The organism is Thermaerobacillus caldiproteolyticus (assembly GCF_015326725.1).
Classification (GTDB): domain Bacteria; phylum Bacillota; class Bacilli; order Bacillales; family Anoxybacillaceae; genus Thermaerobacillus; species Thermaerobacillus caldiproteolyticus.
The window spans coordinates 3,535,555-3,553,157 of sequence record NZ_CP064060.1 but is presented as its reverse complement, the minus strand read 5'-3'; the positions used below and the strand labels follow the sequence as shown (position 1 = coordinate 3,553,157).

Below are 17,603 nucleotides of genomic sequence, written 5' to 3'. Positions count from 1 at the left end.
AATGGCAACAACACAACAATGCGAAATGCTTCTAACGGTAAATGGAGAAGCACACTCTGTCATCGCGCGACCAGCCGACACATTGTTATTTGTTCTCCGCAACAAACTTCGTCTCACAGGAGCCAAACCCGGCTGCTTAAACGGAGATTGCGGAGCTTGTACCGTGTTGATAGATGGCGTCCCAATTAAATCGTGCATGATGCTCGCGATTGAAACCGTCGGAAAAACAATTACGACCATTGAAGGGCTAAAACATTCACCGATTCAGCAAGCATTTGTCGAGCATTTTGCGTTTCAATGCGGCTATTGCACCCCCGGGTTTATTATGAACGCCCACGCCTTAACCGAAAAATATCCTGATGCCAGCGACGACGTCATTCAAGAATGGCTCGAATCAAATATTTGCCGTTGTACGAGTTACCGGGAAATCGAGCAAGCTGTCAAATCCGTTTTACTAAAAAAGCATCGAAATGATTAGCGTCTTTCGCTTATGAGCACGACCGCTCGTAAGCGGGAGACGTTTTCATGATAACGCAGGCAACGATGAAACATTCCTCTTTTGTTGCAGCCACATCCACCCATACGTGAACACGATCGCCATAATCATAAATCCACCTAAAATAATGATGTCGTTTCGTAAAAGAGCAAAATCGCCTGTGGAAATAATGACACGAAATCCCTCTACTGTATATGTCATCGGCAACAAGGAACGAACGTCTTGTAAAAGCTGCGGCACGAGTTCTACCGGATACGTGCCAGAGCTTGCTGTTAATTGCAAAACAAGCAACACAATCCCGATAAAGCGCCCCACATTATCAGCTACAGTCACAAGACACTGAACAATCGCCATATAGGCTAAACTAGCAAAAAGCGAAAACAAGTACATCTGCCAAGTATAAAGCGGTTGTAATCCAACAATATGAGTCAACAAGACAACCATTATCACGCTTTGTCCCAAAGAAATAAGCACTAAAATCACAAATTTTGATAAAAACCATGCAAGCGCATGAGGCGGAGCATGCTCCGTTTCGCGAAGCGAATATACCGTCGTAAGCAATAATGCTCCGACATATAAGCTAATCGAGAGAAAATAAGGCGCCATTCCCGTCCCATAGTTCGGTACAGCATGGACCGGCTGCTCCTTCAAGCGAACAGGATTGGCCATCATCTGATACATCGGCTGTCCAGCGTGAATATGCTGCACTCGTTTCGCCCCATCTGCCAACTTTTTAGTTAGCTCATAGCTCCCTGATAATAATTCATCTTCTCCTTTTTTTAACGCTACAAGATGATTTGTCACATTATCCCACCCATTCGTCACACTACGAGCCCCATCTGCAAGCGCGCTCATCGAATCATGGAGCGTTTTTTCCCCAGCAGCCAGCTCACCAAGTTTCGCATGTACCGTCTTCGTTCCTTCCGCCAACTGTTGCGTGCTATCACTGATCTGTTTCATTCCGTCCCTAAGCGTTTCAGCAGCCGAGGTGACTTTTTGCATACCTCTATTCATTTGATCGCTGATCTCTGTCATTTGCATAAACGCAGAGTCTTGTTGCAATTCCGGATGCTGCTGCCCATAAGCTTGCATCATTTCATGCAGTCGAGCTGCGCCGACTGATAGCTGATTCATACCGCTTACGAACTCACTCGAACGAGCAGAGAGCTGCACAGTTCTTTCTTTGAGAGTTTGTATCCCTTCATTGACAGCCGTCATTCCGTTATGAAGCTGGATCGCCCCTTGAGATAGCTTTGCTGCCCCGCTTTCCAACTCAGCAGCACCGCTTGAAAATCGTGCAATCCTCCCTTGTTGTTCCTTCATTCCTGCGATAAGTTCCCCTGTTCCAGAAGATATGTTCATCAATCCGTCACTAATTTTCTCAGAACCTTCGCTTGCTTGAGCCAATTCTTTTCCTAATTCGTTTATTTGTGCAAAAATAGCCGCCGTATATTTTTCTGTTAATGTCGACGCTAATTGTTGGCGAATTTTCTCGACACCCGTTTGTCCGATTGAGCGAAGCAAGATAGTTAAACCCTTCATTCGATTTGTAATACAACTCTAACGGTGTCGGCTTCTGTGCCATTAACATTGTCGCACGCTTGGAAAAGTTGCTCGGAATGAGTACCTCAAAATAAAATTCATTATTTTGCAATCCTTTTTCTGCTTGCTTTCGGTCAACAAAATGCCACTCAAAACTTTGATCTTTTTTAATTCGTCGACTAACTCATCTCCAATGGCATACGTTGTTCCTTTATATGTAGCAGGACGGTCCTCATTGACAACCGCCACAGGCAATCGTTCCAAATGGCCGTACGGATCCCAAAATGCCCAAAGATATGTTCCGCTGTATAAAATCGGGATAAATAAAATCCCAATCAACACAATAAGTCGTTTGGGACGTTGAACAATGCTTTTCCATTCATCAATAAGCCATGATGCTAACGCGATCTTCCTTCCATTAAATCAATTGTTCCCCAGTTAGAATATCCGCTTCCATATCGTTACATGCAACGTATCATTGACAAAATGTAACATTAACGTTAATGTTATATTTATAAAAGCTCTTTAATAAAATAAAGTGAGAGGAAAAATGATGAAGCAATTTAAAATTGATGATGTCGCGAAAGAAACCGGCCTCACGAAACGGACGATTCGCTATTATGAAGAAATTGGGCTCATTAAGCCGCCTGAACGAAGTGAAAAAGGCACAAGGCTATATACGGAAGAGGATATTGAACGCTTAAAAAAGGTGATTGCTGCTAGAGAAGTATTAGGATTTTCCTTGCAGGAACTACAACAATTTTTAACATTAAAAGAAACAATTGAAGCCCACCACCGCGATTATCGAAACGCAACCGATAAAGAGCAAAAACAACAAGAGCTAAAAGAAATCGCAGCAGGAGTTCGTGAGCAAATCGACATGCTCGAACAAAAAATGAAAAAAATGCTTGAGTGGAAGAAAGAACTTAAACAGCTTCACGAAAAAATTCAAGCCATTTTAGAAGAGCAATAAAGGAGAGGAAGAAAATATGGACGAAGGGAAACAAACGCGCGCCCGCTGGATAACGGTATTTGCGGCATTTTTAGCGTTTATGGGAATCGGGATTGTCGATCCGATTTTACCGATGATCGCTGAAAGCATCGGTGCGACCCACTGGCAAGTCGAAATGCTATTTACCGCTTATATTTTTACGATGGCAATTATGATGATTCCATCCGGAATGTTCGTGAGCCGTCTTGGAGATAAAAAGATGATGGTAACAGGACTAGCCATCGTCACCGTTTTTTCATTATTATGCGGTTTATCCAACAGCATTCCGCAACTTTCTGTCTTCCGAGCCGGATGGGGGCTTGGAAATTCAATGTTTTTCGCAACAGCAATGACGTTATTAATTGCGCTTACTCCCCAAGTGCAAACAGCGGTCGGTCTTTATGAAGCAGCCATTGGTCTCGGTATGGCGGGCGGGCCTCTTGTTGGCGGCATTCTCGGCCAGCATTCATGGAGATATCCGTTTCTTGCGACAAGCATATTAATTTTTGCAGCGCTTTTACTCGTGTCATTCTTCGTCTATGATCCAAGCAAAAAAGTAACAAGAAAAACTGCTAGCATCAAAGAAATGGGCCGACTTTTATCATTCCCTCCATTTATTAAAGGGGCTATTGGCGCCATGTTGTACTATTATGGCTTTTTTGTCGTGTTAGCATATTCGCCATTAATTATGCAGCTATCGGCCATTCAAATCGGTCTCGTCTTTTTTGGTTGGGGGCTTTGCCTTGCTTACGGCTCTGCAATTTTATCACATCGCTTAGAAAAAACGTATACACCAAAACAACTTTTGCCATATAGCCTCTTTATATTTGCCATCTTTTTGCTTCTTTTATTTGTCGCAAATAACATGTGGGTATTAGTCATTTGCATTATCTTATCGGGATTAGCGTCTGGATTAAATAATGCGTTATTCACAAGTTATGTTATGGAAGTATCGCCATATGAACGCGGCATTACTTCCGGAACATACAATTTCGTACGCTGGATGGGAGCAGCGATTGCTCCAGTCTTATCAGGGGTGATCGGACACGCTTTTTCCAGCAAAGCGCCATTCATCGTAGCGATGGTACTAGCACTAATCGCCTTTTTATTTCTGTTGTTTGGAAAAAAACAACAACAACATCCTCTCTCACAAACAAGCTAATGGCTTTCTTTCCTTAAACAAACACTATATAAGTAAAGTAAACTAAACGGGGCTGGCCCATCTTGTGGGTCACCCCCGTTTTTCTAATAATATAGGCTTTCTACATAATGACACCTAACACACTTTCGCATGACGGGCGTTTCGAAAAAGACGTGTCGGCACTTTTGTTGAATGTCGGAAATTTGTTGTTCTAATTGAGTGATCCGTTCTTTTAGCTGAAGGATTTCCTGCTTTAACGCCGCTACATCTTCATTATTGGTAAAGGGTTGCCCCATTTTCCACAAACTCCTTCGCTTTTTGTTTCATTCCTTCTTCTTTGACCGCTTTTTGCAAATCGTGAGAAATTTTCATCGAGCAAAACTTCGGTCCGCACATCGAACAGAAGTGAGCCACTTTCGCTCCTTCAGCTGGCAATGTTTCATCATGATATTCCCGTGCCCGTTCCGGATCGAGAGAAAGGTTAAATTGGTCGTTCCATCGAAACTCAAAGCGCGCTTTCGATAATGCATCATCGCGCATTTGTGCTCCCGGATGACCTTTCGCCAAATCAGCCGCATGTGCTGCAATTTTATAGGCAATAACCCCTTGGCGCACATCTTCTTTATTCGGCAATCCTAAATGTTCTTTCGGCGTCACATAACAAAGCATTGCCGTTCCGTACCAGCCAATCATCGCTGCACCGATTGCGGAAGTAATATGATCGTATCCCGGAGCAACATCTGTTGTGAGCGGTCCCAATGTGTAAAAAGGAGCACCTTTGCAAATTTCGATTTGTTTCTCAACATTTTCTTTAATTTTATGCATCGGCACGTGGCCCGGACCTTCGATCATTACTTGCACATCATGCTTCCACGCAATCTCCGTCAATTCTCCAAGCGTCTCCAGCTCGGCAAATTGCGCTTCGTCATTCGCATCGGCAATCGAACCAGGTCGTAATCCGTCTCCAAGAGAAATAGCAATATCGTATGCTTTTAAAATTTCACAAATTTCTTCAAAATGTGTGTACAAAAAGTTTTCTTGATGGTGGGCTAAACACCACTGTGCCATAATCGAACCACCGCGAGATACAATCCCTGTTGTACGATTGACCGTCATTGGGATGTAACGAAGCAATACCCCGGCATGGATCGTAAAATAGTCCACTCCTTGTTCAGCTTGTTCGATTAACGTATCACGGTATATTTCCCACGTTAGTTCCTCCACAATGCCGTTCACTTTTTCAAGCGCTTGATAAATCGGAACTGTCCCAACCGGAACCGGTGAGTTGCGGATAATAAACTCTCTTGTCGCATGAATATGCTTTCCTGTTGACAAATCCATAATCGTATCGGCTCCCCAGCGAATCGCCCAAAGCATTTTCTCGACTTCCTCTTCAATGGATGATGTTACAGCGGAGTTGCCGATGTTTGCATTAATTTTCACATGAAATTGACGTCCAATAATCATCGGCTCACTTTCAGGATGATTAATATTAGAAGGGAGAATCGCTCTTCCTGCTGCGACTTCCTGGCGAATGAGTTCAGGGTCCATATTTTCACGAATTGCAATAAACTCCATCTCTGGAGTAATGATTCCTTGTTTGGCATAATGCATTTGCGTGACCGTTCGTCCTTTTTTCGCACGAAGTGGTCTTCGATGAAATGGAAGAACGATGTCTGATTGGTTTCCACTGCGAAGTCCGTTATCTTCCGGTTTTACTTGGCGCCCCTCGTATTCTTCCACATCTCCTCGTTCCAAAATCCAACGTTTACGCAATTCTGGTAATCCTTTATGAATGTCAGGCTGAAAATGGGGATCGGTGTAAGGTCCGCTTGTGTCATATACTCGGACAGGTTGGTTTTCAAACGTTCCTTCCTCTGTTTTCGTAGAACTTAATGCAATTTCTCTCATCGGAACACGAATATCCGGCCGAGAACCTTCGACATACACCTTTTTACTTGCAGGAAACTGCATGAGGGATAAAATGTTTGGCATGTAACTTCTCCTCCTCTTTTGTTTTTTGACCCGAAGTTACACCAAAACGTGTGGACGATAGGAGGGAGAAGACGAAGAAATAAAAATCGGGTTCTCCAACAAGAGAACCCGACGGAATGACAAATAGCGCAAGTATACAACAATACTCCCACTATCTACTTCCCTACGCTGGCATAACCCAGATCAGGTTCAAAGGGTCAAAGAACTTAAGCGCGTTCTTCTCTCAGTCCAAGCTATTGGACTCCCCTAGTAGATAAGCAATGAATCATATTCATTTTTCTAAATATTAACACATATTTTTATGGGTGTAAATGCTTTTTATACTTTGGTTCTGTTCGTTTCATTCTCCTGAACAACTTTGAGCTCACATCCGATACGATGAGACGCATTCAGGGAAAGTCCTGCCCTGTAGGAAGTTACCATGCTTTATTTGAATTTGAAAGCACTTAAAATCAATAATAGCGCTTATACTTTAAATTGCTGCAATAGAGACTGCATTTCTTCTGCCATCTTGCTTAAAGAGGAGGCGGATGAGGCAATTTCCTCCATTGACGCCATTTGCTCCTCTGTAGCAGCGGAAATGTTGGCTGAGCCTGTGGACGACTGTTCGACAATTGCGGTAATACTCTGAATTGAAGCAGCAACATGCTGAGCGCTCTCCGTCATTTGCTGAATGGCTGCAGACACTTGTTCAATTTGTTCATTAACACCGTTAATAGATTCCCGAATTTGTTCAAAAGAAAGACCTGCCGTTTGAACGGCATGAATCCCTTGTGAAACTTCGTTAACGACCGTCTCCATAGAATCGATGGCCTTTTCTGTCTCTTCTTGAATATCACTAATGAGTTGTGAGATTTGTTGAGCTGACTGAGCCGATTGCTCTGCTAGTTTTCTCACTTCATCGGCTACTACCGCAAATCCTTTTCCTTGTTCTCCTGCTCTCGCTGCTTCAATGGCCGCATTCAATGCGAGCAAATTTGTTTGTGAAGCGATTCCTGTAATCACTTGCGTAATTTGACCGATTTCATTGGAACGTTCTCCAAGCCCTTTGACAACTTGTCCAAGTGATTGAACATGCTCATAAATAAACTGCATTTGCTCTTCCATTTGCTCAATGGATTGTCTCCCTGCTTTGGCTTTCGCAAACGTTTTATTTGCATTCATCGATACATGCTGCGTATTGGCTGACACTTGGGTAAGTGTTCCTGAAATACCGTTCATTGAAATCGATGTTTCCTGTGCCGTTTTGACTTGTTGTTCAGAGCTTAAAGCAATCGTTTCCATCGTTGATGCAATTTGCTCTGTCGCTTTTGTTGTCTGCTCGGCAATATGAGTCAACTGGTCAGAAAATAACGACATGTCATCGGAATGACGCTTGATGTTGGAGATGACCGCTTGCCATGTTTCTACCATCTCATTCATGCAAACGGCAATCGGCTTTAATTCTCTCACCTCGTCAACAGGAACACGCGTTGATAAATCCCCCTCTGTCATCTTTTCCAAGTAGTGATTAATCACCGAAATTGGAGCAATAAAGCGCCGATAGTTTAAGATAGCTGATAAAATACCAATGATAGCGCCAAGCAGTATTGTGCCGACCATCGTCCACCAAAACGCTGAACCGGCTATTCCGTTTGCCATACATATTCCTAAACCAACAAGAGCAGTACTCGGAATGACAACAAACAGTGTACGAATGACATAGCTATGTACTGACATATTTCCCCTCACCTTTCAATGAATTGAAAATTTATATATAATTATAACATTTCCTTTTTTTAGATGGGAACGACGTTTTTTATCATAAATACATAGAGAACCAATAAATATAAAAAACAACAGCCAAGAACAATATTTGACAATAAGAGATCTTTTGTTTTACAACTATAATAAACGAAAACGAAAGAAGGGATATAGATGATCGGGTTTATCGGTTTAGGTATTATGGGAAGCAGGATGGCAGAAAACTTATTAGATAAAGGCTATGAACTGATTGTTTATAATCGGACGAAAGAAAAAGCAACACGCCTACTAGAAAAGGGCGCTACATGGGCCGGCTCACCAAAAGATGTCGCGCATCAGGCAAAAATAGTATTCACCATGTTGACTCACCCGAACGCTGTAGAGGTTATCGCACTCGGAGAAGATGGATTTCTTCATACCCTTTCAAAAGGAGCGATTTGGATCGACTGCAGCACCGTCCACCCTTCTTTTACGAGAGCAATGGCAAAAGAAGCAGAACAACGAGGCATCCGCTTTCTTGATGCTCCTGTCTCAGGCTCAAAAATTCCCGCTGAAAAAGGAGAGCTCATCTTTTTTGTCGGAGGAAAACAAGAAGATGTAGAAGAAGTGAGACCGCTTTTGAATGCGATGGGAAAAGCCATTTACCATCTTGGAGCAAATGGAACTGGAACAGCAATGAAACTCGTCGTCAACCTCTTGCTTGCTGAGTCTATGGCTGCTTTTGCTGAAGCTGTCACGCTCGGTGAAGCGCTCGGTCTCAATAAGGAAACGGTCGTGAATACACTTTTAAACAATCCGAGTGCCGCGCCATTTCTACAAGGGAAAAAAGAAAAAATTATTCGCAACGATTTCGCCACAGAGTTTCCGCTTGAACATATGCAAAAAGACTTGCAACTAATCTCACAAGCTGCCTATGAAAATAACGTTTCTTTGCCACTTGTCAATGCTGCAAAAGAACTTTACGGTTTGGCAAAACAGTACGGATTCCATCAGAAAGATTTCTCCGCCATTTATCAATTCTTATCGCATAAACATCAGTAAATGCCTATCGTAACAAGGATAGGCATTTACTTTTACTTACTATATAGCAACACTTGAGCAATACCGACAAAATATTCCGATTCACGAATAATGTGATTAAGCACAACTTTCGCGGTCGGATTTTTACTCACAGCAGCACTCTCGTTTTTTAACTGTTGGCATAGTTTGATAAATTCTAAGCTTTGCTGCAAACAATAAGACACTAATTGCAACACTTGATTATAGAGCTGATCAGGCAAATAATATCCGGCACGAGTGACCGATTCAATATAGCGCACAACTTGTTGATGTGTCGCAGAAAGAACTTCTTCCCATTTCTTAAGTGTTTCCACATACGGCTCTTCTAATCCTGCTACAAGCTCGCGGATCACAACGGTATGTTCTTCTTCTTGATGTTTCCAAAATTCAGCTTCATCCAAGATCCGAAGCGGCATTTGCTGACCATAATAAAACTGCATAATCCCATCTCCCCGCTTGCGCTTCTCATTTCAATATATGGGGAGGATGGAAAAGATATGATTTCCCATAACTTTCAAATTGGAAAAATAATATCCACAGTAGTTCCTTGACCAACTTCACTTTCGATTTTAATACTTCCGTTATGTGCTTCGATAATCTTATAACTTACCATTAATCCTAAACCTGTTCCCTTTTCCTTCGTACTGTAAAAAGGTTCTCCTAACTTTGATATTCTGTCTTTAGGTATCCCGCACCCTTGATCTATAAAGCGAATGACAAGACAACTATCTTGCACCTTCGCCTGAACTTTAATCTCTCCACCGTTTGTCATCGCCTCAATGGCATTTTTAATAATATTAATGAATACCTGTTTTAATTGATTTTCATCACAATAAAGTAGCGGAAGATTCGGTTCAAATTCCGAAATCATTTTAACATTATTTAAAATCGCCTGTGCGTCAAGCAAGGTCATCACATCTTTCAAAAGAACAGAAACATCCTTCCGCTGAAAATTCATCACCTGTGGTTTCCCTAGCATCAAAAATTCGTTAACAATAAAGTTAATTCTCTCCAACTCCGATTCCATAATTTCAAAATAATGTTTATGTGTTTCACATTCTTCTTTTAGCAGATGCATAAAACCATTGATAGAGGTCAATGGATTTCGAATCTCATGGGCCACTCCTGCAGCCAGCTCCCCCACAACCGCAAGCTTTTCTGATTTCCGCAATAATTCTTCCGCTTGTTTGCGCTCTGTGATATCAGTAGAAACAAATAAGATTTGATCGGTTCCCTCATTTGGAGAGAAAATAGGTAGTCTCACTGTTTCTACCCATCTAGTCTTTCCTTCCTGATCTTTGAACTCTTCTTCAAGAACGATTCGTTCCTTCATTTTCTCTATTTCTTCCCACACACTAACTGGATTAGATTCTATATTAAACTGAAAATCATCGATCTTTTTGCCAAGAAGATGCTGTGTTTCTGTTCCTAAAAGCTTAGCGAACGATTCGTTTACAAGGGTGAAATTTCCTTCCTTATCGATGGCATATATATAACTTGGGTTCATATCGATAATTTTACGAAGAAATTCCTTCTGTTCTTTCAGTTGTTCTTCTTTAAGCTGCAAATTCGTTTTCGACTGGCGAATATACTGAATCATTTCATTGAAGCGACTGGATAGTTTTCCGATTTCTGTATTGTCAATTTTCTCTATCCGTTGATTATAATCTCCTTTCGCCACTTGATCTACAGCAAGATATAATCTGCGGATTGGATGAATAATTTGCCGTGCATATAAAGCAGTAAGAATAGATAAAACAATAAAGGCAACAAGCGAAATCGTCCATAATGATTTTTGAAATGCAAAATATGGTTCATAAATTTCATCAGCCGGTATTTGCGCTACTACTCCCCAATCTAAAATCGGGATATACTCAAATGAAGCAAGCATAGTAATCCCGTTTGTATTCGTAACTTCTTGATACCCCGATTGCTTTTTTAACAGCTTCTTTACAATAGGATTTTGACTTACATCTTTCCCGATTCGTTCTTTTGATGGATGAGAAATAATTTTTCCGTTTCTATCAACAATAAACGTATACCCATTTTCCCCGATCTTAAAACTTTGAAATATAGATTGAAAAATTTCATTATTTTCAATACGTAACGATAAATTGACTATTCGCTCGACTTCTTTATGATCGTTTACGACCGGGATTGAAACAACGAGCAAATATCGGCCTGTATCCGCGGAAACTACATTGCTTAAATAAATTTTTTGTGTTTTGAGTGCTTGCTGAAAATATTCCCGTTTGCTTAGGTTATAATTTTTCAAATGTTTCAAGTCATTCGGATAAAAAGCTCGTACATATCCATTTGTATCCAGAACCGTACCACTATCAATATAAGGGGAAATATCAACAATATTCGCTAACCCCCTAGAAAGTTGATTAAAATCATTCGACTTAAAATTTTCATTCGACTGAACGTAATTCTCAAGACTTTGAAGGTCTTTGGCAATAAGAGAAATCTGATCTTTCATGCGCAAAACCGTTTTATCAGTAACTTGCCGATATTGTTCCTTTGAAATTTCCGGTAATATGATACGTGATACAATAAACATTAAGCCTAAAAGTGTACAGATAATGGCTAGATTAATGATATAGATTTTCCAAAAAATCTGTGATTTAAACCATTTCATATTGCTACTCCTTAACTCATTCATAAATAGAACACGAAAAGAAAAAAGGTAGGGCATTCTCTGATTTAACAAAAAATCTAAGAGAAAGGGGCACCCTACCTTATATCTAAAAATATGCCTAACTTCGAAATCACTTCCATCACATCTTTCAGATGACAATCTTTTATATCCAAAAGTATACCTAACTTCGACTTCACAATTCAACTCTTTCAATCCACTGTTACTTCGCAAATTTTTTCAAACTCAAGCGGTGACAGACATTTATAACATGAGAATATCACGGTTCATAAGGTCGACTTTGGTAAAAATAATTTGGCGTCACGGTCGTATTGTCATAATTTTTATGGAAAATATGGGTGGTCGCCGGGGAGACAGGCGGTATCAACCATGTCCAGTCTCCTGTTACATGGCGGCCATCTTGTTGTTCTTTTTGCTCGAATAACTTAAACTGCTGCGATGCCGTGTGGTGATCGACAATGCTGACGCCCGCTTTTTTATAAGAATATAAAACAGCGATGTTTAACTCGATTAACGCTTTATCTTTCCAGAGCGTCGAGTTCATGCTCATGTCTAGTCCCATGCAAGAAGCGATTTTCGGAAGCATATTGTATCGGTAATCATCAGCAAAATTTCGGGCACCAATTTCTGTTTCCATATACCATCCGTTAAATGGAGCTGCCGTATAGCGAATGCCACCGATTTCCAGACTCATATCCGAAATAATGGGAACGGCATACCACTTTAACTGTAAATCTTTAAACCAAGGGAATTCAGGATGTTCGATCGGAACTTCTAAAATTATATCCTTCGGGATGTGAAACCATTTCGGTTCCTTTCCCTTCACTTGAATGACCAAAGGCAGAATGTCAAAATGGGTTCTTTCTCCTTTCCATCCCATTCGTTCACATGCTTTTGTAAAAGAAATCGAGGAAGAATCGCCAATAACGCCGGTTTCCGTTTCATAACCAGCGTAACGAAGCAGCTGATGATTCCAAATCCGCACATTTTCCATGCCTTTTTCAGCTGGTTTAAACACCGTAATTGCTGGACGTATTTTCCCCCCGTTCGTGGCAAACTCGATATGATGAAATAAACTTTGGACGACATCTTCCTCTTTCTCTAAATGTCTGGCGTCAAATACGTGCAACGTTTGCCAAAACAAGCGGCCAATGCAACGATTGCTGTTGCGCCATGCCATTCTCGCTCCATGTTGGAGTTCCTCATACGTATGGGTATACGTGCCGGTACGACGGATTTCTTGTTGAATTTCCTGCAAGCGCGATTCCACTTCTGCTTCGCTTTTACCTAACTCTTGATAGCACAAATGAATAAACCGCTCCGCTTCGTTCCACAACCATTCTTGATTTCTCAACATGACTCCCTCAATTTCCACTGTATTTTTGTACTTTTTTATCTTACCATAGAGCTGACTACGGAAAAATCACTGTGTTTGAACAAAATAAAAAGCGACACGCTGATGGGCGTATCGACTTTAGATCTATTATTTCATTATGCTCCTACATCGATTTTCTCCGTGGCCTTCATCTTTGAACTAGGGCGATACATTGTGTCTCATGATGGCTATTATGCTGCCGAAGTGTTATATATCGAGAAAAATCATGGAGGGTATTTTGTGATTCTCCGCAGCGGGACTCACCATTTACGCTTACCTGCCTAGTGGAAAATGAATCACCCTTGTTCCATTATATCGATTGATCATGGGACTACCCATTTGAACATCCTGCGATTCAAGAAGAATGTGTCACATTCGCTGGCGAGCTGTGTACTCCAAACAACGTTTTAGTCCGGGATACATTGTTCCCATCTCCGTGTTGGTGATGTCATCCTTTTTCAGTGTGCGGGTGCATACGGATGGGACATCTCACATCACGAGTTTTTAAGCCATCCTTATCCAGAATTTATTTAGAATAGTTTTGTAGAAATAAAAAACATCCATCGCTTGCTCGACATCTGTCTAGACAAAACGATGGATGTTTGTGATTATGGCTGCTCTGTGGTCACATATGTCCCTGCGATGAAATCGTGAGTGAATAGCACGTTTGTCTTCACGAGCCGCTACCATAATCGCACTTACAATAAGGGCAAGACCGAAAGTAATTCCGTAAATAATGGATGCGACAATCGAACGCAAAAACATCGCGCCAAATCCTAGCTTCTCCCCATTCACTTTCACAATACGAATACCGATCATTTTCTTTCCAACTGTATACCCGGACCAGACAACAGGAACAATCCAAAAATATAAGACATTTACAATGGATGTAAAAGCGTCTCCTTCCCAATCCCCTGTAATCCAATAACTAATCAATGCTAAAGGAATACCAATAATGATGCCATCTAAAATAGACGCAAGAAACCTTTTCCAAAACCCAGCCGGTTTTGTCACCATGATGTATAGCCTCCCTCTGAAGTCATTGAACCCTTTCTACCAATGTATTCATTACCAATATTCCTGATTCATGGAAGATCATTTAATCCTATCATACCGGCTTCTTCCGATATTGACAACCACTTATCTTGGTCGGGCGACAATTCCGTTGTGCACTTTAATAAAACCGTGCCGTAAAATTTCAAAGCCGCCTTCATAGACATACAATCCCATTTGCCGAATATCCATGAGCTCACGGTACGTATGGTTCATGACATCAGCCATAATTTTATAGAAAAGCAGTGATTTTAATTGATAACGAGGAGTCGTCATAATCACATATCCGCCCGGTTTCAGAAACCTTCTGTGCCAATCTAACACTTCGGGTTTATGCTCATCAGGAAAATGCTCCAGCAATCCGACGCTAATGACAATATCAAATTCTTTATCAAATGGTAAGTTACGAATATCGTCAACAATATAATGGATGTTCATCTGATCCTTATACCATACTTTCGGCTGATCCGTCGCTGGATTCGTCCCTAAAAACGGATAGCTTTCCGGAAATGTCCCAAAGCGGTCGGTACGGCAAAATTCATCATAATCAACAAGAATCACTTCTCCACCGGGATACATCGCATATAGCTGCATCGCTTCGTATCCTTCTGCTGCTCCTAAAAAAAGTATGCGGGGCCGCTTCACATCAAGCCCTTCAAAAAGCGCCCGCTTTCCTCTCGGATCCCAAATTCCGTCTTCGATCCGGTGCGCATAATTCCATAACGAAAGGCGCAACGTTTCTCCCAATGCCTTTTTCACTTCGCTCATTTGAAAGCGAGATAAATAGCGCCATGCCTTCTGTTTTGCTTTAGATATCTCTTTTGGCACATCTTTTACAAACCATTCATGAAACGAACGGTTAAAAAATTCCCACGACTTTTTCACAGACATTGGCCCGTTTTCGTTTTCCCATTCGCGTTTTTCTTTCGCCACTGTTTTCACCTCATATGGCTTTCCGACTTCCTTCCACGTCAGCTGCGACCAATCAGACACAATGTTGGCGTTAATAAACTTGTCTAGATGCTCGTTCATTGGATTACGCAAATCAACGCGGTAACTGGGAGTTAATTCTGTCCTTCCAAAATCGTCCTCGGAATAAAAATAGTGGTCAGTGTTCGACTGAAGAATTTCCATAATATTGCCCCCTTACCATCTCCAATTCTTTTTGCAATTGCCCAAACAGCATCAGCCGATACATGTGAAAATCAGCGCGGAGTGACCAAAGCGGATGACCAAACGTGGCAGGTTTGTTTCTTTCGATAAAAAAGTGGCTAAACCAAGCAAATGAGTAGGCGGCGACCGGAGCCGCAAGCAGCCACCAGACATGAAGTGTTACAATTGCAAGCAAAACAAAGACAAACACAAAGCTTGTACCTATGAAATGCCATACTCTTGTCGCTCTTTTACTGTGCTGCAACAAATAAAACGGCCAAAACTCCTCGTAATCTTTAAATTCCATCGCTCTCTCCCTCCCCCCAAAAAATAAAACGCTTTCATTTATCGTTCCATCATTCATATCTAAATTCCTTTCCCCTTCCATTATATTTTGCTTTTCTCTTTGACAGTACAGACATCATTGTGTTCCTGCCTGTTTTTACTTAATTTCAAAACAGAAATGAAAAATAAAACAGCGGCTTTCTATTCGGTGCGAAAAGCTATGCCGCTGTTTGCCAAATTTATATGCTATTTTGTTATTTCCTATCGGTCCTTTTCGTCAGGGGCATGGTTCACCACAATACCCATGCCTAAGCCTCCCCGGAAGCAATACTTGCTTTCCAATAATATAGGGGTATTCAAAAATTACGATTGCTTGTCACGTGTAAATATCTATTTAAAGAAACTAGCCCCTTTTTTCCTTGTTGATTATAACTTATAACTAATGAATTTACAGCCACACTCCCTTATTCTCTGCTTGGCTTAGAGTTTTATCGATCCAAAAGGCAGGCAGAGAATTATAAGAAAACTACAGTATATCAGCATTGCACCACAATCTTCATCAAACAGATTCCTAAGTTAGCAGAGTCAAAAAATATTACCGATATCCAATAGAAAAATAGACATGATTCCGAATGCAATGATTTGATCTGATGCCGCATTTAACCGCTTATATGTAACAGTATTCTCTTCTTAACCCAATCTCTTTCGGGATTTTATCCTTCTTTCGAAATGAAAAAGCAAAGAAAGAGAGGTCCCGTGTAATCTTGACTATAGCGTTCCTTTCATGAGAGAGAGTTACCTTTAGTGCCTGTCATTGTAACGATGACAGGCACGTTTTTTAGCTAGGACGTCTGTCCATAACTACTGCTGGCTCTCCCCTCGTTCGCTTAGCTTAAGAGACACATTGATTTTTTTCCCATCACGCAAAAGTTCTATGTTGACTTGCTCTCCGACTTTGGTTTGCGTATATAGGTACTTTCTCAATGTACTAACGCTATCTATTTTTGTACCATCAACCGCTATAATCACATCTTTTGCTTGAAGTCCGGCTTCTGCCGCAGGAGAAGAAGGCTCCACAGCCGTAATAACGACCCCTTCCGTTACATCTTTTGGCAAGTTCAACTGCTCGAGTCGAATCGTTGACGGAAAATCGCTTACATCTTGCAATCCTACTCCAAGATATGGCCGCTTCACTTTTCCGTATTGTAATAACTCTTCAACAATCGGCTTGACGTCTTGACTTGGAATCGCAAATCCTAATCCTTCCACACCTTCTTCCGAAATTTTGAGACTATTAATGCCGACAACTTGCCCAGCGCTATTGATGAGCGCTCCGCCGCTGTTTCCCGGGTTAATTGCGGCATCGGTTTGGATCACGTTTAAGTCCCATTCTCCCGCTGAAGTGGAAACAGAAATTGTTCGCTTTCCGCTAACAATTCCTTCCGTCACAGTTCTTGATAAATCTAGTCCTAGTGGATTCCCAATCGCCGCTACTTGCTCCCCAATCCGAAGTTTCGATGAATCCCCAAAACTTGCTACCTTTTTTACATGCTGACCATTGATTTTTAATACAGCTAAGTCGGTTAATGGATCAGTACCGACGATATCTGCTGTCACTCTTTCCCCATTCGCAAGAGATACTTCCACCTTATTGGCCCCTTCAATGACATGGTTATTCGTCACAATATAAGCATCATTTCCGGATTTTTTAAAAATAACCCCTGAACCTGTGCCTGCTTCTTGATCTTGAGAATAATTTGAATAAAAATTCGTTTGTTGCTGAATATTTACCACTCCCACGACCGCTTCCGTTACGTTTTCAATCGCATTGATCATGCTGTTTGAGCTGCTTGAAGTTGGTTGAAGCGGCAACGTGCTGTTAGAAGTGGCACTTTGTTCGACAACTGCTGTTTTCTTATTTTCAACACTTTGAGTAGATGGAGTGATTCCATGAATCCCTAGAATAGGAGCTAAATAAAGAGTAGCAATACTTCCTAACACAGCTCCTGTAACAGATGCAAACAACGATGGGAAAAAGCGCCGCTTTTTCGGTTGATGATTCATTTCATATGGCTGTATGTCCATCTCACAGATCCCCTTTCTCATTCGTTT

16 protein-coding genes, 1 pseudogene and 1 riboswitch are annotated in these 17,603 nt (G+C 41.4%); of the genes and pseudogenes, 5 read left to right on the top strand and 12 right to left on the bottom strand.

Annotated elements, in window-relative coordinates:
- Window position 1 precedes the first annotated feature (1 nt).
- Window positions 2-478 carry a (2Fe-2S)-binding protein gene (locus ISX45_RS17860; RefSeq protein ID WP_194519558.1) on the top strand — a complete coding sequence of 159 codons (477 nt, stop codon included), beginning with the start codon at window positions 2-4 and terminating at the stop codon, window positions 476-478.
- A 45-nt stretch (window positions 479-523) separates the two neighbouring features.
- Here ISX45_RS17860 and ISX45_RS17855 read toward each other — a convergent pair whose 3' ends face one another.
- Window positions 524-2,020 (bottom strand): YhgE/Pip domain-containing protein, encoded by a 1,497-nt coding sequence (locus tag ISX45_RS17855; RefSeq protein ID WP_194519557.1) that lies wholly within the window; start codon window positions 2,018-2,020, stop codon window positions 524-526.
- A gap of 60 nt (window positions 2,021-2,080) precedes the next feature.
- Entirely contained in the window at window positions 2,081-2,407 is a 327-nt protein-coding gene (locus ISX45_RS17850) for a YhgE/Pip family protein (RefSeq protein ID WP_228485732.1), read from the bottom strand.
- A gap of 184 nt (window positions 2,408-2,591) precedes the next feature.
- Here ISX45_RS17850 and ISX45_RS17845 point away from each other — a divergent pair, with 184 nt between their 5' ends.
- On the top strand, window positions 2,592-3,011 hold the full coding sequence (locus ISX45_RS17845; RefSeq protein WP_181557326.1) for a MerR family transcriptional regulator: 420 nt from the start codon (window positions 2,592-2,594) through the stop codon (window positions 3,009-3,011).
- 16 nt (window positions 3,012-3,027) lie between these two features.
- Window positions 3,028-4,191: an MFS transporter gene (locus ISX45_RS17840; protein WP_181557327.1), complete on the top strand. Its 1,164-nt coding sequence runs from the start codon at window positions 3,028-3,030 to the stop codon at window positions 4,189-4,191.
- 83 nt (window positions 4,192-4,274) lie between these two features.
- Here ISX45_RS17840 and ISX45_RS17835 read toward each other — a convergent pair whose 3' ends face one another.
- From ISX45_RS17835 to ISX45_RS17825, 3 genes are all read right to left on the bottom strand, one after another.
- Window positions 4,275-4,466 (bottom strand): coiled-coil domain-containing protein, encoded by a 192-nt coding sequence (locus tag ISX45_RS17835; protein ID WP_194519556.1) that lies wholly within the window; start codon window positions 4,464-4,466, stop codon window positions 4,275-4,277.
- Window positions 4,444-6,165: a phosphomethylpyrimidine synthase ThiC gene (gene thiC, locus ISX45_RS17830; RefSeq protein WP_194519555.1), complete on the bottom strand. Its 1,722-nt coding sequence runs from the start codon at window positions 6,163-6,165 to the stop codon at window positions 4,444-4,446. Before thiC ends, ISX45_RS17835 begins: the two co-directional genes overlap by 23 nt.
- A gap of 143 nt (window positions 6,166-6,308) precedes the next feature.
- Window positions 6,309-6,423, bottom strand: a riboswitch (TPP riboswitch).
- A 207-nt stretch (window positions 6,424-6,630) separates the two neighbouring features.
- The gene (locus tag ISX45_RS17825) at window positions 6,631-7,884 is read right to left on the bottom strand and encodes a methyl-accepting chemotaxis protein (protein WP_181557329.1); all 1,254 of its coding nucleotides are present in this window, start codon (window positions 7,882-7,884) and stop codon (window positions 6,631-6,633) included.
- Between the two features lie 198 nt (window positions 7,885-8,082).
- On the opposite strand from ISX45_RS17825, the gene ISX45_RS17820 reads away from it, so the two are divergent.
- Window positions 8,083-8,949 carry an NAD(P)-dependent oxidoreductase gene (locus ISX45_RS17820; protein WP_194519554.1) on the top strand — a complete coding sequence of 289 codons (867 nt, stop codon included), beginning with the start codon at window positions 8,083-8,085 and terminating at the stop codon, window positions 8,947-8,949.
- Window positions 8,950-8,981: 32 nt separating this feature from the next.
- Here ISX45_RS17820 and ISX45_RS17815 read toward each other — a convergent pair whose 3' ends face one another.
- The 3 genes from ISX45_RS17815 to ISX45_RS17805 form a co-directional block, all read right to left on the bottom strand.
- The gene (locus tag ISX45_RS17815; RefSeq protein WP_194519553.1) at window positions 8,982-9,407 is read right to left on the bottom strand and encodes a DUF2935 domain-containing protein; all 426 of its coding nucleotides are present in this window, start codon (window positions 9,405-9,407) and stop codon (window positions 8,982-8,984) included.
- A gap of 74 nt (window positions 9,408-9,481) precedes the next feature.
- Window positions 9,482-11,608 carry a PAS domain-containing sensor histidine kinase gene (locus ISX45_RS17810; RefSeq protein WP_194519552.1) on the bottom strand — a complete coding sequence of 709 codons (2,127 nt, stop codon included), beginning with the start codon at window positions 11,606-11,608 and terminating at the stop codon, window positions 9,482-9,484.
- 277 nt (window positions 11,609-11,885) lie between these two features.
- On the bottom strand, window positions 11,886-12,983 hold the full coding sequence (locus ISX45_RS17805; RefSeq protein ID WP_194519551.1) for a nitric oxide synthase oxygenase: 1,098 nt from the start codon (window positions 12,981-12,983) through the stop codon (window positions 11,886-11,888).
- Between the two features lie 75 nt (window positions 12,984-13,058).
- Between ISX45_RS17805 and ISX45_RS17800 the strand changes: the two genes are divergently transcribed.
- Entirely contained in the window at window positions 13,059-13,286 is a 228-nt protein-coding gene (locus ISX45_RS17800; RefSeq protein ID WP_194519550.1) for a hypothetical protein, read from the top strand.
- Between the two features lie 323 nt (window positions 13,287-13,609).
- On the opposite strand, the pseudogene ISX45_RS17795 reads toward ISX45_RS17800, so the two are convergent.
- The 4 genes and pseudogenes from ISX45_RS17795 to ISX45_RS17780 all read right to left on the bottom strand — a co-directional run bounded on the left by ISX45_RS17795 (window position 13,610) and on the right by ISX45_RS17780 (window position 17,576).
- A pseudogene (locus ISX45_RS17795) lies at window positions 13,610-14,018 on the bottom strand (RDD family protein).
- A 123-nt stretch (window positions 14,019-14,141) separates the two neighbouring features.
- Window positions 14,142-15,188: a class I SAM-dependent methyltransferase gene (locus ISX45_RS17790; protein ID WP_194519549.1), complete on the bottom strand. Its 1,047-nt coding sequence runs from the start codon at window positions 15,186-15,188 to the stop codon at window positions 14,142-14,144.
- Window positions 15,163-15,513, bottom strand: a complete 351-nt coding sequence (locus ISX45_RS17785; RefSeq protein WP_194519548.1) for an Mpo1-like protein — start codon at window positions 15,511-15,513, stop codon at window positions 15,163-15,165. Before ISX45_RS17785 ends, ISX45_RS17790 begins: the two co-directional genes overlap by 26 nt.
- 839 nt (window positions 15,514-16,352) lie before the next feature.
- Window positions 16,353-17,576, bottom strand: coding sequence for a S1C family serine protease (locus ISX45_RS17780; protein WP_194519547.1), 1,224 nt, complete (start codon window positions 17,574-17,576; stop codon window positions 16,353-16,355).
- Window positions 17,577-17,603 lie beyond the last annotated feature (27 nt).